Origin of the sequence: Micromonospora sp. WMMD723 (assembly GCF_049863385.1) — a bacterium.
In the GTDB taxonomy this organism is placed as follows: domain Bacteria; phylum Actinomycetota; class Actinomycetes; order Mycobacteriales; family Micromonosporaceae; genus Micromonospora; species Micromonospora wenchangensis.
In genome coordinates, this window is record NZ_JBMKNR010000001.1 from 808,188 (window position 1) to 831,838 (window position 23,651).

General features: G+C 73.3%; 24 protein-coding genes. 10 read left to right on the plus strand and 14 right to left on the minus strand.

Annotation, left to right across the window (positions count from 1 at the left end):
- Positions 1-59: 59 nt before the first annotated feature.
- The 5 genes from ACN261_RS03650 to ACN261_RS03670 form a co-directional block, all read right to left on the minus strand.
- Complete coding sequence (locus ACN261_RS03650) at positions 60-1,598, minus strand: glycosyltransferase family 39 protein (RefSeq protein ID WP_425848401.1); 1,539 nt, start codon at positions 1,596-1,598, stop codon at positions 60-62.
- A complete protein-coding gene (locus ACN261_RS03655) occupies positions 1,595-2,593 on the minus strand; it encodes a glycoside hydrolase family 26 protein (RefSeq protein WP_425848404.1) in 999 nt (332 codons plus the stop codon). The genes ACN261_RS03650 and ACN261_RS03655 overlap by 4 nt, the downstream gene beginning before the upstream one ends.
- Positions 2,590-4,242, minus strand: coding sequence for a glycosyltransferase family 2 protein (locus ACN261_RS03660; RefSeq protein ID WP_425848406.1), 1,653 nt, complete (start codon positions 4,240-4,242; stop codon positions 2,590-2,592). Before ACN261_RS03660 ends, ACN261_RS03655 begins: the two co-directional genes overlap by 4 nt.
- Before the next feature lie 262 nt (positions 4,243-4,504).
- Positions 4,505-6,028, minus strand: a complete 1,524-nt coding sequence (locus ACN261_RS03665; protein ID WP_204926834.1) for a sensor histidine kinase — start codon at positions 6,026-6,028, stop codon at positions 4,505-4,507.
- 52 nt (positions 6,029-6,080) lie between these two features.
- Positions 6,081-7,112 (minus strand): SIS domain-containing protein, encoded by a 1,032-nt coding sequence (locus tag ACN261_RS03670; protein ID WP_363656306.1) that lies wholly within the window; start codon positions 7,110-7,112, stop codon positions 6,081-6,083.
- Between the two features lie 188 nt (positions 7,113-7,300).
- On the opposite strand from ACN261_RS03670, the gene ACN261_RS03675 reads away from it, so the two are divergent.
- Positions 7,301-9,148 carry a tetratricopeptide repeat protein gene (locus ACN261_RS03675; RefSeq protein WP_421483943.1) on the plus strand — a complete coding sequence of 616 codons (1,848 nt, stop codon included), beginning with the start codon at positions 7,301-7,303 and terminating at the stop codon, positions 9,146-9,148.
- A 149-nt stretch (positions 9,149-9,297) separates the two neighbouring features.
- On the opposite strand, the gene ACN261_RS03680 is transcribed toward ACN261_RS03675, so the two are convergent.
- Positions 9,298-10,887 carry an MDR family MFS transporter gene (locus ACN261_RS03680; RefSeq protein WP_425848409.1) on the minus strand — a complete coding sequence of 530 codons (1,590 nt, stop codon included), beginning with the start codon at positions 10,885-10,887 and terminating at the stop codon, positions 9,298-9,300.
- Positions 10,888-11,003: 116 nt separating this feature from the next.
- Here ACN261_RS03680 and ACN261_RS03685 point away from each other — a divergent pair, with 116 nt between their 5' ends.
- The gene (locus ACN261_RS03685) at positions 11,004-11,585 is read left to right on the plus strand and encodes a TetR/AcrR family transcriptional regulator (RefSeq protein WP_421483945.1); all 582 of its coding nucleotides are present in this window, start codon (positions 11,004-11,006) and stop codon (positions 11,583-11,585) included.
- A gap of 6 nt (positions 11,586-11,591) precedes the next feature.
- On the opposite strand, the gene ACN261_RS03690 is transcribed toward ACN261_RS03685, so the two are convergent.
- Both ACN261_RS03690 and ACN261_RS03695 read right to left on the minus strand, forming a co-directional pair.
- Entirely contained in the window at positions 11,592-12,137 is a 546-nt protein-coding gene (locus ACN261_RS03690) for a GNAT family N-acetyltransferase (protein WP_425853557.1), read from the minus strand.
- A complete protein-coding gene (locus tag ACN261_RS03695) occupies positions 12,137-12,352 on the minus strand; it encodes a biotin/lipoyl-binding carrier protein (protein ID WP_402896657.1) in 216 nt (71 codons plus the stop codon). The genes ACN261_RS03690 and ACN261_RS03695 overlap by 1 nt, the downstream gene beginning before the upstream one ends.
- Before the next feature lie 233 nt (positions 12,353-12,585).
- Here ACN261_RS03695 and ACN261_RS03700 point away from each other — a divergent pair, with 233 nt between their 5' ends.
- Entirely contained in the window at positions 12,586-12,660 is a 75-nt protein-coding gene (locus tag ACN261_RS03700; protein ID WP_369700219.1) for a 50S ribosomal protein bL37, read from the plus strand.
- Positions 12,661-12,789: 129 nt separating this feature from the next.
- Here the strand turns inward: ACN261_RS03700 and rsrA are convergent, their stop codons facing one another.
- The 5 genes from rsrA to ACN261_RS03725 all read right to left on the minus strand — a co-directional run bounded on the left by rsrA (position 12,790) and on the right by ACN261_RS03725 (position 16,092).
- On the minus strand, positions 12,790-13,077 hold the full coding sequence (gene rsrA / locus ACN261_RS03705; RefSeq protein ID WP_204926830.1) for a mycothiol system anti-sigma-R factor: 288 nt from the start codon (positions 13,075-13,077) through the stop codon (positions 12,790-12,792).
- Position 13,078: 1 nt separating this feature from the next.
- The gene (locus ACN261_RS03710) at positions 13,079-13,900 is read right to left on the minus strand and encodes a sigma-70 family RNA polymerase sigma factor (RefSeq protein ID WP_421483946.1); all 822 of its coding nucleotides are present in this window, start codon (positions 13,898-13,900) and stop codon (positions 13,079-13,081) included.
- Between the two features lie 256 nt (positions 13,901-14,156).
- On the minus strand, positions 14,157-14,768 hold the full coding sequence (locus ACN261_RS03715; protein WP_421483947.1) for an alpha/beta family hydrolase: 612 nt from the start codon (positions 14,766-14,768) through the stop codon (positions 14,157-14,159).
- A 32-nt stretch (positions 14,769-14,800) separates the two neighbouring features.
- A complete protein-coding gene (locus ACN261_RS03720) occupies positions 14,801-15,193 on the minus strand; it encodes a WhiB family transcriptional regulator (RefSeq protein ID WP_421483948.1) in 393 nt (130 codons plus the stop codon).
- Between the two features lie 200 nt (positions 15,194-15,393).
- The gene (locus ACN261_RS03725) at positions 15,394-16,092 is read right to left on the minus strand and encodes an SOS response-associated peptidase (protein ID WP_425848413.1); all 699 of its coding nucleotides are present in this window, start codon (positions 16,090-16,092) and stop codon (positions 15,394-15,396) included.
- A 102-nt stretch (positions 16,093-16,194) separates the two neighbouring features.
- Between ACN261_RS03725 and aroA the strand changes: the two genes are divergently transcribed.
- From aroA to ACN261_RS03745, 4 genes are all read left to right on the plus strand, one after another.
- Positions 16,195-17,496, plus strand: a complete 1,302-nt coding sequence (aroA, locus tag ACN261_RS03730; RefSeq protein ID WP_421483950.1) for a 3-phosphoshikimate 1-carboxyvinyltransferase — start codon at positions 16,195-16,197, stop codon at positions 17,494-17,496.
- A 165-nt stretch (positions 17,497-17,661) separates the two neighbouring features.
- The gene (gene rsgA / locus ACN261_RS03735; protein ID WP_421483951.1) at positions 17,662-18,594 is read left to right on the plus strand and encodes a ribosome small subunit-dependent GTPase A; all 933 of its coding nucleotides are present in this window, start codon (positions 17,662-17,664) and stop codon (positions 18,592-18,594) included.
- Positions 18,595-18,736: 142 nt separating this feature from the next.
- Positions 18,737-19,555: a histidinol-phosphatase gene (gene hisN, locus ACN261_RS03740; protein ID WP_421483952.1), complete on the plus strand. Its 819-nt coding sequence runs from the start codon at positions 18,737-18,739 to the stop codon at positions 19,553-19,555.
- Between the two features lie 59 nt (positions 19,556-19,614).
- Positions 19,615-20,469, plus strand: a complete 855-nt coding sequence (locus ACN261_RS03745) for a hypothetical protein (protein ID WP_421486915.1) — start codon at positions 19,615-19,617, stop codon at positions 20,467-20,469.
- A gap of 24 nt (positions 20,470-20,493) precedes the next feature.
- On the opposite strand, the gene ACN261_RS03750 is transcribed toward ACN261_RS03745, so the two are convergent.
- On the minus strand, positions 20,494-21,804 hold the full coding sequence (locus ACN261_RS03750) for a glycosyltransferase (protein WP_425848416.1): 1,311 nt from the start codon (positions 21,802-21,804) through the stop codon (positions 20,494-20,496).
- Between the two features lie 254 nt (positions 21,805-22,058).
- Between ACN261_RS03750 and ACN261_RS03755 the strand changes: the two genes are divergently transcribed.
- The 3 genes from ACN261_RS03755 to ACN261_RS03765 all read left to right on the plus strand — a co-directional run bounded on the left by ACN261_RS03755 (position 22,059) and on the right by ACN261_RS03765 (position 23,627).
- Positions 22,059-22,205 (plus strand): hypothetical protein, encoded by a 147-nt coding sequence (locus ACN261_RS03755; protein WP_425848418.1) that lies wholly within the window; start codon positions 22,059-22,061, stop codon positions 22,203-22,205.
- Positions 22,202-22,981: an ATP-binding protein gene (locus ACN261_RS03760; protein WP_421483955.1), complete on the plus strand. Its 780-nt coding sequence runs from the start codon at positions 22,202-22,204 to the stop codon at positions 22,979-22,981. Before ACN261_RS03755 ends, ACN261_RS03760 begins: the two co-directional genes overlap by 4 nt.
- A gap of 73 nt (positions 22,982-23,054) precedes the next feature.
- Positions 23,055-23,627 carry a DUF5709 domain-containing protein gene (locus ACN261_RS03765; RefSeq protein WP_357929788.1) on the plus strand — a complete coding sequence of 191 codons (573 nt, stop codon included), beginning with the start codon at positions 23,055-23,057 and terminating at the stop codon, positions 23,625-23,627.
- The last annotated feature ends 24 nt before the right edge of the window (positions 23,628-23,651 follow it).

Genomic DNA, 23,651 nt, shown 5'->3' on the forward strand with positions numbered 1-23,651 from the left:
GGTGCCCGGCCGAGCCGGTGCCGCCGACGGTCCGCCGCCGGGCCGGTGCCGTCGCCCGGTCAGGCCGGCTTGCGTTCCAGCAGGACCACCCGGACCCGGTCGAACCGTTCGACGTGCCGGATCAGGAAACGCTGCCGCAGCAGCGCCTCCCGGGCCGGCGGCAACCCGGCCAGCGGGTCGTCGAGGTGGCCGGTCTCCACCAGCCAGATCCGCCTGGTGTCCCCGAGGCAGGGCAGCGGCTCCCGGCACTCGCGGGCGGTCAGCCAGCCGGTCTGCCGGGCCGGGACGGCCACGAAGACGTCCCGGGGGTGTGCCTGGTCGCGCAGGCCGTAGTCGGTGGCCTTGCGGGCCACGTCGCTGGAGCCACCGAACCCGTCGTTGTACGCGACCCCGTCGCCCGGCTTGACCTGCTTGCCCAGGTAACGGACCGCGTCGAGGTAGCGGGGCTGCCCGTCGGCCTCGTTGGAGCGCACCCGCTCCTGGGCCGGCAGGGTCTGCCAGGCCAGCACCGGCAGCAGCACCAGCGCCCCGGCCAGCCAGGCCGCCGGCAACCGCTCCCGGGTGGCCAGCCGGGCGGTGCGGCAGACCGCGAACGCGGCGAGCAGCGCCCACGCGGGGACGGTGAACAGGAAGTACCGGGCCAGGAACAGGTGCACCACGCTGAACGTCAGGTAGCCGGCGACCGGGGGCAGCACGGCCCAGACCAGCAGCATCAGCACCGTGGCCCGCCAGCGTGGGCCGGCGACCGCCACCGCGAGGACGGCGAGCGCCGCGACCAGCGCCAACGCGGCCGTGGTGCCGGTCAGGTTCGCCAGGAACCGGAGCACCGCGTCGCCGTCGTTCTCCACCCAGGAGATCTGCCCGGACTGCCGGCTACCGAGGATCAGCACCGGCAGGACGAACAGCCCGGCGATGCCGGTGGACGCCGCCCACCGCCACCGGGGTTCCTCGCCGGGTACCGACCGCCACAGGTGGAACAGGTGCGCGACCACCACCAGCAGCGCGACGAAGTGCAGCCAGCCGACCAGCACCAGCAGCACGCCGTACGCCCACCAGCGGCCCCGGGTCGGTCGGTCCACCGCGCGCAGGAAGAGCCAGGTGGCCGCCACCGCCGCCAGGGTGACCAGGGCGTACGAGCGTGCCTCCTGGGCGTACCGGGAGACGGTGGGCAGCAGGGCGAAGACCAGGCCGGCCAGCACCCCGACCGGGGTGTCGAAGAGTCGCCGCCCGATCAGGGTGACCAGGCCGGCGGTGAGCGCGATCGCGAGCACCGACGGCAGCCGCAGGGCGGTCGTCGAGTCCCCGGTCAGCGTGGTCAGCACCGACATGATCACGTAGTAGCCTGCGTGCACGAGGTCGATGTTGCCGACCAGCATCCGGAACTGCTCGACCGACAGCGACGTGACGTGCCAGGTGACCAGTTCGTCGTTCCACAGGTCCCGGGCGTCCAGCCGCCACCAGCCGAGGCCGAGCGCGACGACGGTCGGCAGCAGCGCCCACCAGCCGCCGCCCCGGCCCACCGCCCGCCGGGGTACGGCGTGGCCGGTGACCTCCGCCGGGTCGGCCTGCCCGGTCCACTGCACCGTCGGCGCGGTCACTTCACGGTCCTGATGTCGAAGCCGAAGGTGTCCTTGGCGGCGGCCCGGCGGAACGCGCGCAGCGCGGCGTCGTCCCGGTCGATGTTCCACTTCCCGGAGCCGTTGATGTTGAAGTACGCCACCCCGAGGAGGTCCCTGCGCTTGGCCACGTTGGTGAGCAGGTCGGTGATCTGGGCCGGTCGCCGGCTGCCCGGTTCCGCCCCGGTCTCCACGATCAGCAGCGGACGCCTGGTGAAGGTGCGGATCTGGGTGATGGTGGGGACGAAGAGGTCCTGGAACGTCTTGGGGCCCCGGTTGGTGTAGTAGCCGTCCATGCCGACCCAGTCGACGTAGGCGTCCCCGGGGTACAGCGCCCTGATGCTGACCTTGCGCAGGTAGTTGACGACGTTCGGGGTCCACGTCCAGATCACGTTGGTGGCACCCTGCTGGGTGAAGATGTCGTGCAGGTGCCGCCAGGCGGCGACGTACTCGGTGGCCTTGGTCTGCTTCGTCCCCCAGGAGTACCAGTGGCCGTTCATCTCGTGGGCGAAGGTGAGCGCGATCGGCAGGTTCAGGGTGCGCACGGCGGTGGCGAACTCCTTGACGTACGCGTCGTGCCTGCCGGCGGCGATGTCCCGCAGCGGCACGTCGTACGGCTCCCAGCGGATCACCGCCAACGCGCCGTAGTTGTGCAGCTCGCGGACCTCGCTGGCGGCGAACCTGTCGTCGAAGCTCTCGAAGATCGCCACCAGGTTGGGCGTCTTGCCGGTCTCTCCGGCGAACTTCCGGACCCGGCCCATCTCGGCACCGCCGGTCACGGTGACGCCGAGGTACTTGCCCTTCGGCGACTTCAGTGCGCTGACGTCGTACGCCGGAATCTGTTCCTCGGTGGCGGCGACCCCGCCCGGCCCGGCGGCGGACCCGGCGACCGTGATGTCGACTCGGCGCAGCACGGCGAACTCGGTGAACGCCAGCGCGACCACCAGCAGGAAGGTGACCAGGTACTTCGTCCTCACCTGACGACCTCGACGTCGCGCTCCGGATCGACAAGCAGCGCCTGCCCGACGACGGCCAGGTAGAAGACCGCACTGAGCAGGGCCGGCGCGAAGATCCACGGTTCGGGTTCGACGAGCATCCGCCACCCGGCGACGCCGGCCCAGACCAGGCCGGTGCCGGCGGTCCAGACCCGCATCCCGGTCCACAGCCGCCGGGTCTTGCTCTTCTTGGCGGTGCCGCCGGTGGGTTGCCAGCCCATCCGCCGACCCCGGACGATGTCGATGATGGCGAAGGCGTGCGCCCAGCCGTAGATCATCTTGACGGTCCAGCTCTCCAGGCCGTACCGGTTACGGTGCCAGAACGGGAAGATGACCAGGTTGTAGACCACGCTGGGCAGGATCAGCAGGTAGTTCGCGATCGCGATCTGGTGCGCGAACACGGTCAGCATCAGCACCGGGATGACCGGCGCGACGAAGGTGAACAACCCGGTGTGCAGGTAGTAGCAGAAGCCGGAGATGTAGCTGAGCCGGGCCCGCAGCCGCAGTTTCGTCGACCAGAACTTCCGCGACCCGAGCAGGCTCATCGAGCCGGCGCACCAGCGGTACTGCTGGGTGAAGAACGAGTCCACGTCCGACGGGCACAGCCCGGCGGCCAGCACGACCGGGATGTAGCGCAGGTTCCACCCCTTCATCCGCAGGTCGAAGCCGGTGTGCACGTCCTCGGAGTGCTCGATGAGGGTGGACCCGCCGATGGAGAACAGCGCGTCACGCCGGTAGACAGCGCAACTGCCCACGCAGATCGCCGAGTCGTGGGCCTGCCGGGACACCTGCACCGACCGGTAGAACAGCTCCTGCACCGCCCCGGCCCCGCGCTCCACCCAGGTCTGCCCCAGGTGCACCCGGAAGTACTGCGGCGACTGCACGATGCCCGCCTTCGGCTCGGCGTCGAACCAGGGCAGCATTTGGTCGAGCATGTCCTTACGCGGGACGAAGTCGGCGTCCAGCACCAGGATGAAGTCGCTCATCGTGCGTTCGAAGGCGTACCGCATGTTGCCGGCCTTCTTGAACCAGCCCCGGTTGGGTCGCCGCTGGTAGACGAAGCCGAAGGCGAGCGCCATCCGTTCCATCGCCTCGTTGGGCGAGTCGTCGAGCACGTAGACGGTGACCTCGCCCCGGTAGTGGCGGCCCATCGCCCGCACGTGCTCCCAGGTGTTGCGCAGCACGTGCGCGGGCTCGCCGCAGACCGGCAGGAAGACGTCGACGCTCGGGTACCTCACCGGCCGCCAGGTGCGCACCAGTTCCTGGTGCCGGGCCAGGTCGAAGCCCGGGGTGAACAGGTTGACCGCGAGCGAGATCAGGTAGTAGACGACGGTGAAGAACAGCAGCGGGGCGAGCAGCCACAGCCACGGGGCGAGCCGGACGAAGAGCAGTTGGCTGGTGATCAGGCAGCCGAAGCTGACCAGCGACGGCACCATCAGGGCGGCCAGTCGCCGCTTGCGGTAGGAGACCATCTCGGCGTCCGTCGGCGGCAACGGCACCGGGGCGTACGCGGGCCGGTGCGACGCGTCGTCGGTCCGGCGCGGGGTCCACTTCGACACCTGCCGCGGCACCCGGAACTCGGCGGTCGGCGACAGCACCGCGGCCGGGTCGACCGCAGGCGGTGAGGTCATCGCTTTCGTCTCCCCCGCTCGCCGGTCCGCACGCCCTCCCCGACAGTGCGAGCGGGATGTCGCCGGACGCGTCCAGGAAAGCCGGGCACGGTGAACTGGCCGTGGCTGCTTGGTGGTGAAGCTAGAAAACTATTCAGTCGGCCGCAAGGTGTCAATGCCCGCGAATCGATCGAAAGCCTCACCAGACCGCAGATCGCGCGTCGCCCTACTCACATTCATCCGGGCGTCACCGGCCGGACACCCGTCCCGGCCCCGACCGTCGTCAGCCCTTGGCCAGCGGGAGCACCAGCACCGCCTCGGTGCCACCGGTCGGGCCGGGACGCAGCTCGATGCTGCCCCGCAACTCCCCGGTCACCAGGGCCCGGACGATCTGCAACCCGAGCCGCCCGCCCCGGTCGGCGTCGAACTCGGCCGGCAGCCCGCGCCCGTTGTCGGTCACCGAGACGTGCAACTGCTTACGCTGCCGGTGCGCCGCGACGACCACCTCGGGCCGGGTCGCCGGCTCCACCACCTCGTCGCCCTCCTCGGCCGGCGGGAAGCCGTGCTCGACGGCGTTGAGCAGCAACTCGTTGAGCACCATCACCAGCGAGGTGGCGATCTCGGCGGGCAGCACCCCGAAGCTTCCGGTACGGCGCATCCCGACGCTCACCTCGGTCGCGGCCACCTCGGTCGCCGCGCTCGCCACCCGGTCGACGATCCCGTCGAACTCGACCGCCTCGTCGCTGGACATGGAGAGCGTCTCGTGCACCAGGGCGATGGAGGCGACCCGGCGTACCGACTCCTCCAGGGCGACCCGGGCCTCCGGCATCGACACCCGGCGGGCCTGCAGGCGCAGCAGCGCAGCGACGGTCTGCAGGTTGTTCTTCACCCGGTGGTGGATCTCCCGGATGGTGGCGTCCTTGGTGATCAGGGCCCGGTCGCGGCGGCGTACCTCGGTGATGTCGCGGACCAGGACCAGCGCGCCGATCGGCACCCCGGCGGGCATCAGCGGCAGGGCCCGGGTGAGCATCGTCGCCCCCCGGGCGTCGATCTCCCGGCGCGGCGGGCCCTCCCCGCGCAGCGCGGCGAGGATGCCGTTGGCCGCCTCGGTGCCGTCGAGCGGGTCGCTGGCCAGCCGGCGGTGCAGCTTGGCCAGGTCCTCACCGACCAGGTGGGAGGCGTACCCCAACCGGCGGTACGCCGACTGCGCGTTCGGGCTGGCGTAGGTGACCTTGCCGCCCGCGTCGAGCCGGACCAGCCCGTCGCCGACCCGGGGCGCGGAGGTCGTCTCGCCCGGGTGCCGGGGCGGCGGGAAGGTGCCGTCGGCGATCATCTGGGCCAGGTCGTCGGCGGTGGTGAGGTAGTTCAGCTCCAGCTGGCTGGGGGTGCGGGCGGTGGACAGGTTGGTGTCCCGGCCGACCACCGCGATCACCTCGCCGGCCTCCCCGTCGGCGGTCCGCAGCCGCACCGGGATCGCCTCGTGCCGGGCCGGCACGTCGCCGTACCAGACCGGGTCGCCCTCCCGCCAGATCCGGCCCTGCCGGTAGGCGACCTCCAGGTGCGCCACCTCCGGCCCGCCCACGATCCGCCCCACCTGGTCGTCCAGGTAGGCGGTCGGGGCGGTCGTCGGGCGGACCTGGGCGACGCAGAGGAACGTGCCGTCGGCGTCCACCGGCACCCACAGCAGCAGGTCGGCGAAGGACAGGTCGGACAGCAGCTGCCAGTCGCCGGCGATCCGGTGCAGGTGGTCGATGTCGGCCGGGCGGAGCTGGGTGTGCTCCTCGGCGAGGTCGCGCAGCGTGGACACGAGACACAGCGTGCCACGCCCACCCGGACGCCGTCCCGCTGGCCGGCCCGGGTCACATCGTCGCGGTGACCTTCTTCAGCCCGCGCGGGGCGTCCGGGTCCTCACCCCGGGCCAGCGCCAGGGCGAGGGCCAGGCGCTGCAACGGCAGGATGTCCAGCAGCGGGGCGTACCGCTCGTCGACCTCGGGCACCGCCATCCGGGTGGCCCCCTCGACCTCGGCCGAGCCGACCACCACGACGTCGGCCCGCCGCTCGCCGAGGCGGGGCAGCACCTCGCCCATGGACCGGCCGCCGGGGCCGGAGCCGACCACGGCCAGCACCGGGACGTCCGGGTCGGTCATCGCCAACGGCCCGTGCAGCAGGTCGGCGCCGGAGAACGCCAGCGCCGGCAGGTAGGACGTCTCCATCAGCTTCAGCGCCGCCTCCCGGGCGGTCGGGTACGCGTACCCCCGGCCGGTGGTGACGAGCTGGCCGGCGAACCGGTAGCGCGGGGCGAGCTGGGTCGGGGTGGGGTCGGCGAGGGTGCGCTCGGCCAGCTCGGGGAGGCGTTCCAGGGCGGCCCGCTGGTCGGCCGGCAGCACGCCGTCCCCGGCCCGGATGCCCTCCACCAGCAGCAGCAGGGCGAGCAGTTCGGCGGTGTAGGTCTTGGTGGCGGCGACGGCCCGCTCGTGCCCGGCGGCGATGTCGACGCCCAGCTCGGCGGTCCGGGCCAGCGGCGAGCCGGGATCGTTGGTGACCGCCAGGGTGAGCGCGCCGGCCTCGCGGGCGGTGCGCAGCACCTCGGTCAGGTCGGGTGAGCCGCCGCTCTGGCTGACCCCGACGACGAGCGCGTCGGAGAGGTCGGGGCGGGCCCCGTAGACGGTGACCGCGCTCGGCGAGGCGAGCCCGGCGGGCAGCCCGAGCCGGATCTCGGTCAGGTACGCCCCGTAGAGGGCGGCGTGGTCGGAGGTGCCCCGGGCGGTGAAGACCACGTGCCGGGGGCGACGCTCCGCGACGGCCGCCGCGACCCGGGCGATCGCCGCGGTGTGCCCGGTGGAGAGCAGCCGCGCGTAACCGGCCGGCTGCTCGGCGATGTCGGCGGCCATCCCGGCCCCTGGCTGCGTCACGGAAACTCCCCTCGCTGCGCGATCGCCGCGCGTTTCATGTTCAGTCTTGCACGGTTGAGTCCTGATCGACAATCCATCGCGCACTAATGCGCAGAAGATCGGCACCGGTTGCCGGCATCCCCTACGCTTGCCCAGCCCTGGCAACCCCCTGCTAGTGAGAGGCCGACGTGTCGGAGGAGCCACCCGCGCTGACCGCGGCCGAGGAACTCGCCCTCGCCCGGCTCGCGCTCGACGAGGGCGACCTGGCCCACGCCGCCGACCACCTCGCCGCCGCGCTGGTGCTGGCACCGACCCTGCCCGACACGCACGAGACGCTCACCCGGATCGCCGCCGCCTCGGGCGGCGACCTCGACCTCTTCCCGCTCGGCCAGCGGGCCCACGTCGGGGCCGTGGTCGCCCGCGCCCACCTGCTCGCCGCCGCCGGCCGCCCGGCCGAAGGGCTCGACCTGCTGGTCGCCGCCACCGGCCACGCCCCCGGCGTCGACTGGGCCGGGGTGCCCTGGGTCACCGCCCCCGAGCTGGCCGGACGGCTCGACCCGGACCGCTGCGCCCGGATCCTCATGCAGGTCTGCGCCGCAGTGCCCGACCCGGTCCCCCGCGCCGGGCGGGCACCCCTGACGCCGTACCTCACCCTGGCCCGGAACGCGGTCGCCGCGCACCCCCGGCACGCCCTGCTGCTCGGGGCGGCGTCCGCGCTGGCCCGGCGGCTCGGCGAGGTCACCCTCGCGGTCACCTGGGCAAGCCGGGGGGTACGCGAGGCGCCGTCCAAACTCGGCGAGGTCTGGCTCGGGTACGCCTACCGCAGCGCCGGGCGGACCCGCGACGCCCTGGCCGCGCTGGAACGGGCCGTCGGGCACGACCCCGACGACCTCGCCGTCTACGCCGACATCGCCGGCACCCTGGCCGACCACGGCCGACTCGACGACGCCCTCGGCTGGATCGACCGGGCGCTGGCCCGCGACCCGACCTTCGACTGCGCGGTGCACACCGCGCACCGGCTGCGGTTCCTGCGCGACGGCGACGTGGCGCACCTGGTCGACCTCGCCGACTTCACCCGGGACCACCCGGACGACAGCCACGAGCACACCGACCTCGCCGAGTCCTGCCGGGGACGCCCCTGGCTGGGGCAGGTCACCCCGGCGACCGGCGCGATGGTCGACGCGCTGCGCCGCGCGCTCGCCGCCGACGGCTTCCCCGACGCGGCGGTACGCCTCGACACCGTCGAACCGCCGAGCGCGATGCGTACCGTCACCGCCGCCGTGCCCGCCCTGCACGTCGAGGTGACCGGGGTGGCCGAACCGGACCCGCGCGAGCCCCGCCGGGACACCGGCTACCGGCTCTGGCGCTACGACGGCACCACCGCCGCGCCGACCCTGCCAGCCCCGTCCCCGGCCGCCGCCGAGCGGGTACGCCACCTGGCCCACCCCGCCTGGCCGCACCCACCGGCCGCGTACGACGCGGCGGTCGCCCTGGCCACCCTGGACCTGGCCGACCTGCTCGGTCTGCTGGTGCACCCGCCCGACGCGCCGCCGACCGCGTTGGGCCGGGTGCTCAGCGGTCAGGACCCGTCGCTGTGGGTGCGGTGCGTACAGGTCTGGGCCTGCCTCGGCCTGCTGCACCACCGCACGGACGAGCCGTGGGCGACCTCGACCCGCCGCCGGGTACTGGTGGAGCTGATCTGGGGCGTCGAGGACTGGATCACCGAAGCGGCACTGTTCGCCCTGGTCACCGCCGCCTGGATCGACCCGACGGTACGCCCCGACGTGGCCGGGCTGGTGGCCGAGCGGCTCGCCGACGTGGCGGCCGTAGCGCAGGGCCGGCCGGTGCCGATCGCGATCTCCCTGGCCCACCTGGCGCTGGCCACCCCGGCCGTCGACCCGGACACCACCGCACTGGCCCACCGGCTGCTCGCCACCCCGGCCGGGACCCGTCGGTCCGGTCCCCTGGCCCGTGCCTGGCGTCGCCTCACCGCCCTCGTCCGCCGCCGCCCCGGCTCCCGCCCCCGCCCGGCTTGATCGACTCCTCGGGGCCGAGGTAGCGGTGTCCGAGCGGGTTCATACCGCAACATCGGCCCAGGCGAGTCGATCACCGGGCACGGGCACCACGGACACGGCCGGCCCGTACCCCTGGCGGGGACGGGCCGGCCGTTACGGACGGGACCGGGTCAGGAGACCGGGGCCTTGCCGAGGGCGACCTCGGCCTGCTCCTCGCCGCTGGCGTCCGGCGGCGGGACGGCGTTCGCCGTACGCAGCGGGATCTCCCGGATGAACCAGGCGAGCACCGGCACCGCGATCGTGATGATCATCGCCCAGAAGAAGACGTGCGAGATGGCGTCGGAGAGCCCGCCGAGCACCACCTCACGCGCCTGCGTCGGCAACTCCTTGAGCTTCGTCAGGTCCATCCCCCGCCCCTCGCCGGTGCCACCGGCGAAGGCGCTGCCGGCCGGCGAGTCGGCGAGCCGGTTGGCGAAGATCGCCCCGAACAGCGAGATGCCGAACGAACCACCGATGGAGCGGAAGAAGGTGGCCGCGCCGCTGGCCGCGCCGAGGTCCTTCTGCTCCACGCTGTTCTGCGCGATCAGCATCGAGGTCTGCATCAGGAAGCCCATGCCGGCACCGAGGACCAGCATGTAGAGCGACGACTCGACCTTGCCGGTGTCGACCTCCAGCAGGGACAGCAGCGCCATACCGACGGCCATCACCACGCCCCCGACGATCGGGAACATCCGGTAGCGACCGGTCCTGGTGATGGCCCGGCCGACCACCAGCGACACCACCAGCATGCCGAACATCAGCGGGAGCAGGAGCAGGCCGCTGTTGGTGGCCGAGGCGCCCTGCACGGTCTGCTGGTAGAGCGGCAGGAAGTTCATCGCGCCGAACATGGCGAAGCCGAGCAGGAAGCCGATCACCGAGATCAGCGCGAAGTTACGGTTGGCGAAGAGGCCGAGCGGCAGGATCGGCTCGACGACCCGCCGTTCGATGATGCCGAAGGCCACCAGGCTGACCAGGGCCAGCGCGGCGAGGCCGACGATCTGCGCGGAGGCCCAGTCGTACTCGTTGCCGCCCCAGGTGGTGATCAGGACGATCGCGGTGATGCCGACGGAGAGCAGTCCCGCGCCCAGCCAGTCGATCCGGTGCTCGGTGCGGTACTTGGGCAGGTGCATGGTGGTGGCCAGGATCAGCAGCGCGAGGCCACCGAGCGGCAGGTTGACGTAGAACGCCCAGCGCCAGGAGAGGTTGTCGGTGATGAACCCGCCGACCAGCGGGCCGGCCACCATGGCGATCGCCATGATGCCGGCGATCATGCCCTGGTAGCGGCCCCGCTCACGCGGCGGGACCAGGTCGCCGATGATCGCCATCACGCCGACCATCAGGCCACCGGCGCCGAGCCCCTGCACGGCCCGGAAGGCGATCAGTTCGACCATCCCGTTGCCGGTGCCGCCGAGCAGCGCCGAACCGGACATCCCGCACAGCGCCGACCCGATCAGGAAGACGACCACCGAGGTCAGGAAGACCGCCTTACGGCCGTAGAGGTCGCCGAGCTTGCCCCAGATCGGGGTGGAGACCGTGGTGCCCAGCACGTACGCGGTGACCACCCAGGTGAAGTGGTTGACGCCGCCGAACTCGCTGACGATCCGCGGCAGCGCGGTGCTGACGATCATGTTGTCGAGCATCGCGAGCATCATCGCGATCATGAGGCCGAACAGCACCACCCGGATGTTGGGTTTCGCCCTCGCCTGGGTTTCCTGAGTCATGGGTAAGCTCCCCCGGAGATCTGTCGCACTTACTTGCCGCCCGGCTAGTCACCTTACTAGCCGCACGGTAAGTTGGAGAGCGGGACCCCGTCAAGCGAGTTGGGTGGTAGGTACAGGTGACTCAGAGCACAGGCGGCACGCGCGGGCGCATCCAGGCCGTCGCCCTGGAGCTCTTCACCGAGCAGGGGTACGAGAAGACCTCGCTCCGGGAGATCGCCGAGCGGCTCGGCGTCACCAAGGCCGCCCTGTACTACCACTTCAAGAGCAAGGACGAGATCGTCAACAGCTACGTCGAGGACCGGTTGCACCGGATGGACGAGCTGATCGACTGGGCCCGCGACCAACCGGCCAGCCGGGCCACCCGGCGGGAACTGGTCAGCCAGTACGCCGACATGATGTTCGGCACCGGGCAGTCCCTGGTGATGCGGTTCTTCGAGCAGAACCAGACAGTGCTCAAGAGCCTCGCCGCCGGTCAACAGATGCGCGAACGGATGTACCAGCTCGCCGACGCGGTCTGCCTCGGCGACGACTCCCCCCGGGCCCAACTCCGGGCGACACTGGTGCTGTTCGCCGTACACAGCAGCTGGTTCGCCGTCCGGACCCCGGACATCACCGACGACGAACGCAAGAAGATCGCCCTTGAGGTGGCCGACGAACTGCTGGCCGGCATCGAGGAGGGCGGCCCGGCGGACCGCTGACGGCGGTCAGCCGACGGCGGGTCGGTCCGGGCCGGCGGACAGCGCCAGCCGCAGGGCGAGCAGGTCGACACCGGGCAGCGGCGACCAGTCCCGCTGCGGGGTACGCACGAAACCGAGCCCCGCGTACAGCCGGTGGGCGGCGTCGGCGAGCCCGCTGCGCACGCAGATGACCATCGCCGTGCAGCCCTGCGCCACGGCCCGGGACAGGCAGGCCCGTACCAGCGCCACCCCCACGCCCCGCCCCTGGGCGGCCGGGTCCACCGCCAGCATCCGGAACTCCGCCTCGCCCGGCCCGGACAGCTCCGCGTAGGGGCTGCCGGGCAGCACGTAGGTGACCGAGCCGAGCACCGTGCCGGTCGCCCCGTCGACGGCGACCAGGATCTCGCCGTGCTCCGCCCGACCGGCCACGTCGGCCAGCACCACGCCGTAGCCGTTCTCGCCCTTGAGCTGACCGTCGGCCTCGTAGGCGGCGACGGTCAACCGGGCCACCGCCGGGAACTCGGCCGGTACGGCCCGCCGGACCAGTAGGCCGGTCGTCGGCTCGTCGGGGATCAACCGATCACCGCGATCAGGTCACCGTCCTGCACCACGTCGCCCTCGTTGACCGCGAGCTGCTCGACCACCCCGTCGGACTCGGCGACGACCGGGATCTCCATCTTCATCGACTCCAGGATCACCAGCGTGTCCCCCTCGGAGACGGTGTCCCCCCTCGACGCGACGACCTTCCACACGTTGGCCACCATCTCGGCGCGGATCTCCTCGGCCATCTCGGCCCTCCCTCTCCACCGGGTGTGTCTGCGTCGGTATCCAATCACGGACCGGCCCCGCGTGGGCGGGAGAGCGCCACGCGCGCCCGGCGTACCGCTGCCGCCCCGGCGCACGACGGTGCCCGCCGGCCGCACTAGCATCATCAGGTCGGACCCGACGCCGGGAGGCCGGCGGCGTGCACGCAGTCGCGGGTCGACCGCAGCAGGGTCGGACCCATCACGAGGAGGTCAGCATGGCGAAGAAGGCCCGTAAGAAGAAGGCCCGTAAGAAGAGCGGCGCGAACCACGGCAAGCGCCCCAACTCCTGAGCCGTTCCGGCGGGCCACCGCCGCGACGTCAGGTCCGGCCCCGCGCCGGACGCACCGGTGGCCCGGGTCGAGTCGACCCGGGCCACCGTCATGCGTTCGTCTCGTCCACGGCCGGTCCGCCGTGCGGTGTCACTCGGCGAGTTCGCGGGACTCGCTGGCCTCGAAGACCACCAGCTCGGTGAGGCGTACCCGCAGCCGCTCGCGCAGCTCGTCGGGGGCGGTCTCGTTGCCGCAGCACCGCGCCACCAGCGCCCGCACCTCCTGCTCGATGCCGTACTCGCGCAGGCAGGGCCCGCACTCGTCCAGGTGGTAGCGGATCAGCGAACGACGCTCCTCGGCGCACTCCAGGTCGAGGTAGAGGTAGACCTCCGCGAGCACTTCCCGGCAGTCCGTCTCGTGCGGCTCTCCACAGCTCACGTCACACCTCCCGACCGGCAGTGGCGGTGGTCGACCCCTTCGCGGGCTGCGCGGCGCTGAAGCCGCGCTCCGCGGCGTACCGCTCCAGCAGCTTGCGCAGGTTACGACGCCCGCGGTGCAACCGGGACATCACGGTGCCGATCGGCGTGCCCATGATGTCGGCGACCTCCTTGTACGAGAAGCCCTCGACATCGGTCAGGTAGACGGCCAGGCGGAACTCCTCCGGCAACTGTTGGAGGGCCTCCTTGACGTCGGTGTCCGGCAGCCGGTCCAGCGCCTCGGTCTCGGCCGACCGCAACCCGCTGGAGGTGTGCGACTCGGCCTCGGCGAGCTGCCAGTCGGTGATCTCCTCGGTGGGCGCCTGGATGGGCTGGCGCTGCCGCTTGCGGTAGGAGTTGATGTAGGTGTTGGTCAGGATCCGGTAGAGCCAGGCCTTCAGGTTGGTGCCCTGCTCGAACTGGTGGAAGGCCGCGTACGCCTTCAGGTACGTCTCCTGGACCAGGTCCTCGGCGTCGGCCGGGTTACGCGTCATCCGCAGCCCGGCGGCGTAGAGCTGATCGACGAAGGGCATCGCGTCCCGCTCGAAGCGGGCCCTGCGCTCGTCCGTCTTCTCGGTGGTCAACCGCACATCCCCTCGCGTCGGATGCTGTCCCGCCGAGGATACGCGGACGGACCGGTCCGCAGCTTGCGTTCTGCCGGGTGTGCCCGTGCTCACCACCCGGGGGCCGGTCCCCACCGCCGGCCAGTCCGGACCGTCGAGCAGCCGTCTGAGCTGCCGCGCGTCCCGATCGTCCCGCTCCCGGCTCCGTGTCTCGGTCGGCACCGGTCACCCCCCTCGCCAGATTCCTCGTCCGGGAGTCGTAACACCCGACCGCCGGCCGCACATTCCGCCGGCCCCCGCTCCTGGTCCCGGCCCGCCCGGTCGGCTACCGGAGGACTGGGACCAGGAAGGGCCTGGGAGGGACGGTCCCGACCACCCGAACCGGAAGGTCGGCACCACCGGATGCAACGAGGGGTCCGGCGGGGCGGAAACGGGTCGTCAGCACGGCGAACCGACCGCCCGCGGGTCGCCGCGACCCTCAGCGGGCCCACCCGTGCGTGCGTAGCCAGCCGAGCACCGCGGCGGCCACCCCGGCCGGGTCCTGGCGCAGGTCGTGACGTTCGCCACGGCGCACCACCACCTGCACCGCTGCGGCGGCGACGGGCAGCCCGAACGGGTCCCGGTCGCCGTTGACCACCAGCGTGGGCAGGCCGGTTGCCAGCTCGTCGGCCCGGGAGCGCTCCGGGCGGCCGGGCGGGTGCAGTGGAAAGGCCAGCGCGACGACCCCGACCGCCCCCACCGGGCCGGCCGTCCGGCAGGCCACCCGGGCGCCGCTGGACCGGCCACCGACCAGCAGCGGCAGGTCGGGATGCCGGCGGCGCAGCACGGCCAGCACCGCCGTCCACGCCTCGTCCAGGTGACCCGCCGGGGCCGGTGCCCGACGGCCGGCCACCCGGTAGGGCTGGGTCACCCGGGCCACCAGCACCCCGGCGTCGCAGGCGGCGTCACGGACGGCCAGCAGGTCCGGCGCGTCCACCGCGCCGCCGGCCCCGTGGCCGAGGACGAGCAGGGACGTCGGCGGGCCGGCCGGCCGGTCGGTGTCGACCCGGGCCGGGCCGCGCGGGGTGTCGAGCTGTGTGGAGCGGGACATCCGGTCATTCTGCGCCGTGGCCGGCGGGATGATCAGCTCAACGGCACCAGGGTGAGCAACTGGTCGCGCACCGGTGGACCGGCGTCGCCGGCCGCGCCGCTGTCGGAGCCGACCTCGCCCCGCCAGGCGACCAGCATGGCCCGACGCTCGCGGGGCGTGGTGCCGCCCCACACGCCGTGGGTGTCGCCCACCTCCAGCGCCCAGGCCAGGCAGGAACCCTGCACGTCGCAGCTGCGGCAGAGCGCGACCGCCGCGTCGGCCGGTTCGTTGGGCGCCGGAAAGAACGTCTCCGGGTCCACGCTCTGGCAGGTACCTCTGGTCCGCCAGGCATCGTCGGAACGGCGGTCCCGCAACGCGCGGAGCAGTCGCGGATCCCGTCGTGCGGCGGCCACCTCGTGCGGTCGGGGCATACGTGCCCGGGTCATCACACCCACCTCCCCCGTGGGACCGGCAAGATCGACGGGCGTCGTTCGCACTGCGCGAGGACGCTCCCAGTGCCAGCGCTGTGTTGTATCGCACCGTCGGCTACGGAGACAAGGGGTGTGCCGGAAAGATGGCAGAAAATCCGAGCGACATTTCACTGATAAACCCGGCAATTCGTACGCGCCAATGTCACCTATCGCGATCAGAACAGTGCGTCGTTCCCGTGGGAGCGTTCCCGGTCCAGCGACACCCGGGCGGTCAACTCCGGGCCGTCGTTGCGCACGTCGCCCACCGCCGTACCGACCGGGCGGATCTCCAGCCCGGCGAGCCAGTCCGCCGACGGCGGGACCAGCAACGCCGCCGGATCGTCGGCCGGGGCCAGCCAGTCCGCCCACCGGTCGGGCGGCAGCAGCAGCGGCATCCGGTCGTGCACCTCGGCCAGCTCGCCCACCGCAGCCGTGGTGAGCACGCTGAACGTGAGCGTCTCCGCCCAGCGGGACCAGATCCCCGCCAACGCCAGCACCGAGCCGTCCCGCGGGGTCATGAAGTACGGCTGCTTGCCGCCGCCGGCCCGGCGCACCCACTCGTACCAGCCGTCGGCCGGGACGAGGCAGCGGCGACGGGCGAACGGCAGGGCGTACGCCCGGCTGGTGGCGACCGTCTCGGCCCGCGCGTTGATCATCCGGGCCGCCCCGGCGGCCGACTTCGCCCAGTGCGGCACCAGCCCCCAGCGACCCACCGAGAGCGCCCGCCCCCGCTCCGGATCGACCCGCACCACCGGCACCCGGTCGGTCGGCGCGACGTTGTGGTCCGGCCGGACCCCGCCGTCGGTGTCGTCGTACGACTCGAAGACGGCGCTCAGGTCCCCGGAACTCCGGGTCGTCGCGTACCTGCCGCACATGACGCCAACGCTAACCCCCCGCGCCGCCATCGGCTGTCCCGCCCACCGGGAGTCGGCCCGACGGTAGTCTCGAAATCGTCGTCGGGTTGGCAGAATGTGACCGTGGGAAACCTGACCGCCACCCGTCCGCAACAGCCCTGGGCCGCACCGACCGCCACCGCCCCGGTCACCGCCGCCCTGCGCCTACCCGGCTCCAAGTCGATGACCGCACGGGCCCTGGTGCTCAGCGCACTGGCCGGTGGCCCGTCGACACTGCACGGGCCGCTGCGCGCCCGCGACACCGAACTCATGGCGGGCGGGCTGCGGGCGATGGGTGCCCACGTCTCGGTCTCCGACGACGACCGCTGGCTGGTCCGGCCGCACCGGCTGGTCGGCCCGGCCCACGTCGACGTCGGGCTCGCCGGCACGGTGATGCGGTTCGTCCCGCCGGTCGCCGGCCTCACCGACGGGCGGGTCACCTTCGACGGCGACCCGCAGGCCCGGGTCCGGCCGCTGGGCCCGCTGATCGGCGCGCTGCGCTCACTCGGCGTCCGGATCGACGCGCCGGAGACCGGCAGCCTGCCCCTGGTGGTGCAGGGCGTCGGCCGGGTCACCGGCGGCGAGGTGGTGATCGACGCCTCCGCCTCCAGCCAACTCGTCTCCGGCCTGCTGCTCGCCGGGGCGCGCTTCGACCGGGGCGTGGTGGTCCGGCACCAGGGCCCACCGGTGCCCTCCGCGCCGCACCTGCGGATGACGGTGCAGATGCTGCGGGCCGCCGGGGCGGCCGTCGACGACACCGTCGACGACGTCTGGGTGGTCGAGCCGGGGCCGCTCGCCGGCCGGGGCTGGGAGATCGAACCCGACCTCTCCGGCGCGGTCCCGTTCTTCGCCGCCGCCCTGGTCACCGGCGGCGAGGTGACCCTGCAGGGCTGGCCGCACAACAGCGTCCAGCCGGTCGAGCAGCTCCGCTCGCTGCTGGACCGGATGGGTGGCGAGGTCACCCTGACCACCGCCGGGCTGACCGTACGGGGCACCGGCACCGTGCACGGCCTGACCGCCGACCTGTCCGACGTCAGCGAGTTGACCCCGGCACTGACCGCGCTCGCCATGCTTGCCGACTCGCCGTCGACGTTCACCGGCATCGGGCACATCCGGGGGCACGAGACCGACCGGCTCGCCGCGCTGGCCCGGGAGTTCACCGGGCTCGGCGCCGACCTGACCGAAACCGCCGACGGGCTGGAGATCCGGCCCCGACCGCTGCGCGGGGGCGCCTTCCGCACCTACGCCGACCACCGGATGGCGCACGCCGCCGCGGTCGCCGGGCTCGCCGTCGGCGGCATCGAGGTGGACGACGTGTCGTGCACCTCGAAGACCATGCCGGAGTTCCCGGCACTATGGTCGGCGATGGTGACCGGCAAGAACTGACGGCGGAGGGGGCAGGTCCTGGCGACCAAGCGACGGGAGTACGACGAGGACGACGTACGGGTACGCCCCGGCCGGTCCTCACGTCCGCGTACCCGGACCCGCCCCCGGCACGACGACGCGGTCGACGGGTTCGTCATCGCCGTCGACCGGGGCCGCTACACCTGCGTGCTCCCCGACGCCCCGGACGGTGCGGCAGTCACCGCCATGCGGGCCCGCGAACTCGGCCGCAAGTCGGTGGTGGTCGGCGACCGGGTGAGCCTGGTCGGCGACGTCTCCGGTGTGGACGGGGCGCTGGCCCGGATCGTCCGGATCGCCGAACGGCGCTCGGTGCTGCGGCGCACCGCCGACGACGACGAGAACACCGCCGAAGGGCGGCTGGAACGGGTGGTGGTCGCCAACGCCGACCAACTGGTGATCGTCAGCGCGCTGGCCGACCCGCCGCCCCGGACCGGCTTCATCGACCGTTGCCTCGTCGCCGCGTACGACGCCGACATCGAGCCGCTGCTCTGCCTGACCAAGGCCGACCTGGCCGGCCCGGCGCAGGTCGTCGGCTACTACACCGAGCTGGAGCTGCCGTACGTGCTCATCCGGCCCGACTCCGACCTCGACGCGCTGCGCGCCCTGCTCGCCGGCCGGGTGTCGGTGCTGGTCGGGCACTCCGGGGTGGGCAAATCCACGCTTGTCAACCGGCTGGTGCCGGACGCGCTACGGGCGGTCGGCGTGGTCAGCGCGATCGGTCGGGGCCGGCACACCTCCACCAGCGCGGTGGCGCTCCGGCTGCCGCGTACCCCGGACGGGGACGGTGACCCGGGCTGGATCGTGGACACCCCGGGCATCCGCAGCTTCGGGCTGGCCCACGTCTCGGCCGAGAGCCTGCTGCACGGGTTCCCCGACCTGGTGGAGGGGACGGTGGACTGCCCACCCAACTGTCCACACACCCCGGACGAGGCGGACTGCGCCCTGGACGCCTGGGTGGCCGCCGGCAAGGCCGACCCGCGCCGGCTGGGCTCGTACCGTCGGCTGCTGGCCTCCCGGGCCGGCGAGGGTGACCCCCGCGAAGCGGAACGCAACCCCGGCGACCCCCTCGCCGGCTCCTGACCACCCAAGAAGTTTGCGTCAAGTGATCAAGAGGTTTGCGTCAATCTGAAGCTCTGCCGTGACGCAAACCTCTTGATCACGTGCGCGGGAGGCGGGTGGGTGGGTGGGGTGGGGTGGGTGGGGTTGGGGATAGGGTTTCGGGGTGACGGGGTATGCGGGGGATGTCGAACTTGCCCACCGGCTGGCGGATGCCGCCGACGCCATCTCGATGGCCCGGTTCCGGGCGCTTGACCTGCGGGTGACGGCGAAGCCGGACCTGACTCCCGTCTCCGACGCGGACACCTCTGTCGAGCGGGAGATCCGGGCGCTGCTGGCCGACCACCGGCCGGACGACGGACTGCTCGGCGAGGAGTACGGCGAGCAGCCGGCCACCGGTCCGCACGACCGGCGGTGGGTGATCGACCCGATCGACGGCACCAAGAACTTCGTCCGGGGAGTGCCGGTGTGGGCCACCCTGATCGCCCTGCTGGAGGGGGACCGGCCGGTGGTCGGGCTGGTCTCCGCCCCGGCGCTCGGCCGGCGCTGGTGGGGGGCCAACGGCCTGGGGGCGTACGCGGGGCGCGACGCCGCCTCCGGCGAGCCGATCCGGGTCTCCGGGGTACGCGACCTCGCCGACGCCAGCATCTGCTACTCGTCGCTGACCGGGTGGGAGGCGGCCGGCCGGCTGGACGCGGTGCTCCAGTTGATGCGCGACACCTGGCGCAGCCGCGCCTACGGCGACTTCTACGGCTACATGCTGCTGGCCGAGGGGGCACTGGACGTGATGGTGGAGCCGGAACTGTCGCTGTGGGACGTGGCCGCACTGGTGCCGATCGTGACCGCCGCCGGGGGCACCATGACCACCCTGGAAGGCACTCCCGCCCCTGGTGGGACGGCATCCGGCGAGATCAGCGCGATCGCCACCAACGGGCCGCTGCACACCGACGTGCTGTCCCGGCTGGGTCGGCCAACCGCGCGCTGAACGCAACGGCCCTCTATTCTCGCCTGGTGGTGTCCTCCGGTTGGTGCTTCCTCGCGGCGATGATCATCGCGTACGGCTTCGCCAACATGCTCCAGTCGGTGGCCGCCGCCCGGACGACCGTGCACCACACCTTCGACCCGGGGCTGCTGCTGCGGCTGGCCGGGCACCGGACGTACCTGATCGGGCTGCTCTGCCAGGTGACCGGCTTCGTGCTGGCCTTCCTGGCCCGGCGTGACCTGCCGTTGTTCCTGGTGCAGGCGAGCGTGGCGGCGGGGCTGGGGGTGACCGCCCTGCTGGGGGTGGTGGTGCTCAAGTGGCGGCTGCCCGCCGCCGAGGTGGCGCTGCTGGTGCTGCTCTTCGCCGGGATCACCGCGCTGGTGCTCTCCGCCCAGCCGGCCCCCTCCAAAGGGCTCGGCACCGCCGGCCTGGTCGCCCTGGCGCTGGCGCTCGGCGGGATCGGACTGCTCGGTTTCTTCGCGGTGCGCCTGCACGGGGCGCCCGGCTCGGTGGCGCTCGGCTCCCTGGCCGGGTTGGCGTTCTCCGCCGCCGCGGTGGCCGCCCGGCCGCTGGCCTCCGCCCCGTCGGCCGAGGCGTTCGTCCGTGACCCGCTGCTCTACCTGCTGATCGCCCACTCGCTGGTGGGTCAGCTGCTGCTCGGCCTGGCGATGCAGCGGGGCTCCACGACGGCGGCCGTCGCCGCGATGGACGCCGCCGGGGCGGTACCCGCCGCCATCGTCGGCCTGCTGCTGCTCAACGACAAGATCTGGCCGGGCCGGGAGTGGCTGGCCGCCGTCGGCTTCCTGATCACTCTCGCCTCGGTCATCGGGCTCACCCGGTACGCCGCACCCCAGCACCACCACGCGGTGGCCCGCACCCCGGAACGCGCCATGGTGGGCGCGGCCCCCCGCGCCTGACCCGTCAGCGGTCGTGGGGCGCGGTCAGCCGCCGACCGGGCCGGCGGTCGTGGTGGTCGTCCCCGTGACCGGCGTCTCGACCTCCACCGTCACGGCGGCGTCCGGGTCGGCCTCGACGTCGACCGGCACCGTGTCGGGCACCTCGACCGGGGTACGCCGGCCCACCACCCGCTCGTAGAGCCGCTCCAGCGCGCCGGCCGTCCGCTCCCAGGTGTAGCTGCACCGCACCCGGTCCACCGCGGCGTGCCCGTAGGCGAACCGGCCCGCGTTGTCGGCGAGCAGCCGGCGCAGCGTCATGCCCAGCGTGCGGACGTCGCCGGGGGGCACCAGCCGGCCGGTGACCTCGTCGACCACCGCGTCGGCGATGCCGCCCACGGCGTAGCCGACCACCGGCACCCCGCAGGCCATCGCCTCCAGAGACACCCGGCCGGCGGCGGAGTAGTGCGGGGTGCAGGCGACCACGTCGGCCGAGCGGTACCAGGTGGCGAGCTGGTCGTGCGGCACCGCGCCGACCAGGGTGACCTGGTCGGCGACCCCGGCCCGCTCGGCCAGCTCGCGCAGCCGCCGGGCCTCGGCGTGGGTGGCCAGCTGGTCGGCCGGCGGCCCACCGGCGATCACCAGTTCCGCGTCGCCGACCAGCCGCATCGCCCGGATCAGGTCGTCCTGGCCGTGTCCCGGCGACAGCCCGCCGACGGACAGGATGCGGGCCCGCTGGTCGCGGGGGGCGGCCTCACCGTCGGGGTGGAACCGTTCGACGTCCACGCCGGTCGGCACCATCGCCACCGAGGAGCGTTGCAGCCCCATCCGGGTCAGCTCGTCGACCTCGTCGGTGCACTGGGCGACGGCGATGTCCACCGCCCGGGTGAGCGCGCGCTCCAGCGGGATGCGCTCGCCGGGGCCGTCGTACTCGCGGCCGAGGTGGCGGCGCTGCTCGACACCGAGCGAGTGGAAGGTCTGCACCACCGGGATGTCCGTCTCCCGGACGGCGTGCGCGGCGGCCAGGCCGCCGATCCAGTAGTGCCCGTGCACCACCTCCGGCGTCCACTCCCCCGCCCACCGGTCGGCCAACCAGCGGCCGAACTCGGGCACGTGCGGGACCAGGTCGGCGGTGACGGTGGGGCGGGCCGGGCCGACGGGCACGCGTTCCACCCGGTACCCGTCGATCTCGACGCTCGCCGGCAGGGACGGGTCGTCGCGACGCTCGTACACCCGCACGTCGTGGCCGCGCCCGGCCAGCTCGCCGGCGACCCGAGCGACGTGCTCGTGGGTGCCGACGGGTGGTCCTTCCGCGTACCGGGACGACCCGGCGTGCGCGCAGACGAGGCCGACGCGCATGGTGCACCTCCATGCGATCTGCGAGGGATGGTCTCCGGTCAGAGCGTCCCATTAACCGGGGCCCCACGAGCCGAAACCTCGCAGATCGGAAGCGGTCAGCGGGCCGGTGGGCAGGCTGTGGGGCACCCCACACCGGGCCGGGCCGGTGCCGGCCCGGCCCGGGGTGAGCCGCGACTGACCGGGGCGGTACCGCTGATCAGTGGCCGCTCGGCGGCATGACCCGGCCCATCCGGGGGTACCGAGCGGAGATGCCGATGACCCGTACCCCCGCCGTCACCGCCGTGGTGGTCGCCGGCGTCACCGGCGGGTGCGACGCCACCCCGGGGACGCGGCCGGCCCGGCCCGGCCCCGCCGGGAAGGCGACCCGACCGGCCCGCGCCGACCGGAAGCCACCACGATGAGCCGCGCCGACCTGCCGACCCCGGGAACGGTCCGGCACCCCCGGGCGGGCTGCCAGGTGGTGGCCGACGACTCCTCCGCGCTGGTCCGGCTCGCCGGGACGCTGGAGCCGACCGACGTCGACCGGGTACGCGACGCGCTGCTCGTCCGGCTCGTCGACCGGCCCGGTCCGATCGTGGTCGACCTGGCCGGGCTGCGCGCCGACGGGGCGACCGCCGGCCGGTTGCTGGCCGGGGTACGCCGGGCGGTACGCGACTGGCCCGCCGCCGACCTGTTGGTGGTCGACCCGACCGGAAGGCTCGTCGACGGGGACGCGACGGAACTGGCGGTCTACCCGACCGAGGCCGACGCGACGGCGGCCCTGGCCCGTACGCCGATGGCGGCGGTGCTGACCGAGGAGCTGACGCCGGCGGTCGGGGCGGCCCGGTGGGCGCGGGAACTGGTGACCGAGCGCTGTGCCCGGTGGGGTGTGCCGGAGCTGGCCGAACCGGCCTGCATCGCGGTCACCGAGATGGTCAACAACGTGGTGGCGCACGCGTCGACCCCGATGACGCTGCGGTTGGCCGCGCAGGGCGACACGGTGCACCTGGCGGTGCGGGACCACTCGCGGCGGCAGCCCCGCTACGGTGGGCCGGCCCCGCTCACCTCGGCCGGTGGCCGGGGGTTGCTGCTGATCGACACGGTGGCCCGGCGCTGGGGCAGCACCCCGCTCCCGGACGGCAAGGTGATCTGGTGCGTGCTGCACACCGAGGACGAGTCACACTGGCACCACGACTGATTACCGCCCTTTCGTCCCGATCCAGGGAGCGGGACCCGGTTACCCGGGCCGTGCCAGTGGGTAGTGCTCAGCCATGCGCGACGACGAGTTCCCGACCCCCGTGTCCGACCCCGAGGCGCTCGGCCTGCCCGACACCGCCGACGACGACTCGACCGCCCACGACGACGTGCTGACCGGCCGGGAGGCCGACGGCCCCGACCCGGCCCAGCTGCCCGGCGACCGTACCCCGGTGGCCGTCGACCACTTCGGCACCACCGCCGACGAGCAGCTCGACGGCGAGTCGTTGGAGTACAAGCTCGACCGTGAGCAGTACGAGCGGCGGGCCGACGACCCGCTGGCCGGGCCGGTCGACCCGGACATCGCCGCCGAGGCGGAGAACGAGGAGGCCGCCGCGCAGGCCCAGCTCGACGCCGACGTGCTCGACCCGGGCCCCACCTCGGACCCGAACTCCCCGGTCTCGCTCTACGACCACGGTCAACTCGGCACGGTCGCCGACGCGCAGGTGGGTCGGCTCGTCGAACCGGACGAGGGGGCCCGCACCGACCAGGAGACCGACAGCATCGCCTACGACGCGGGCGCGGCCGGCGGTGGCGCGAGCGCCGAGGAACTGGCCATCCACGAGACCCGGCCGCCCGAGGCGCACTGACCCCGGGTCGTCCGCCGTCCGGGC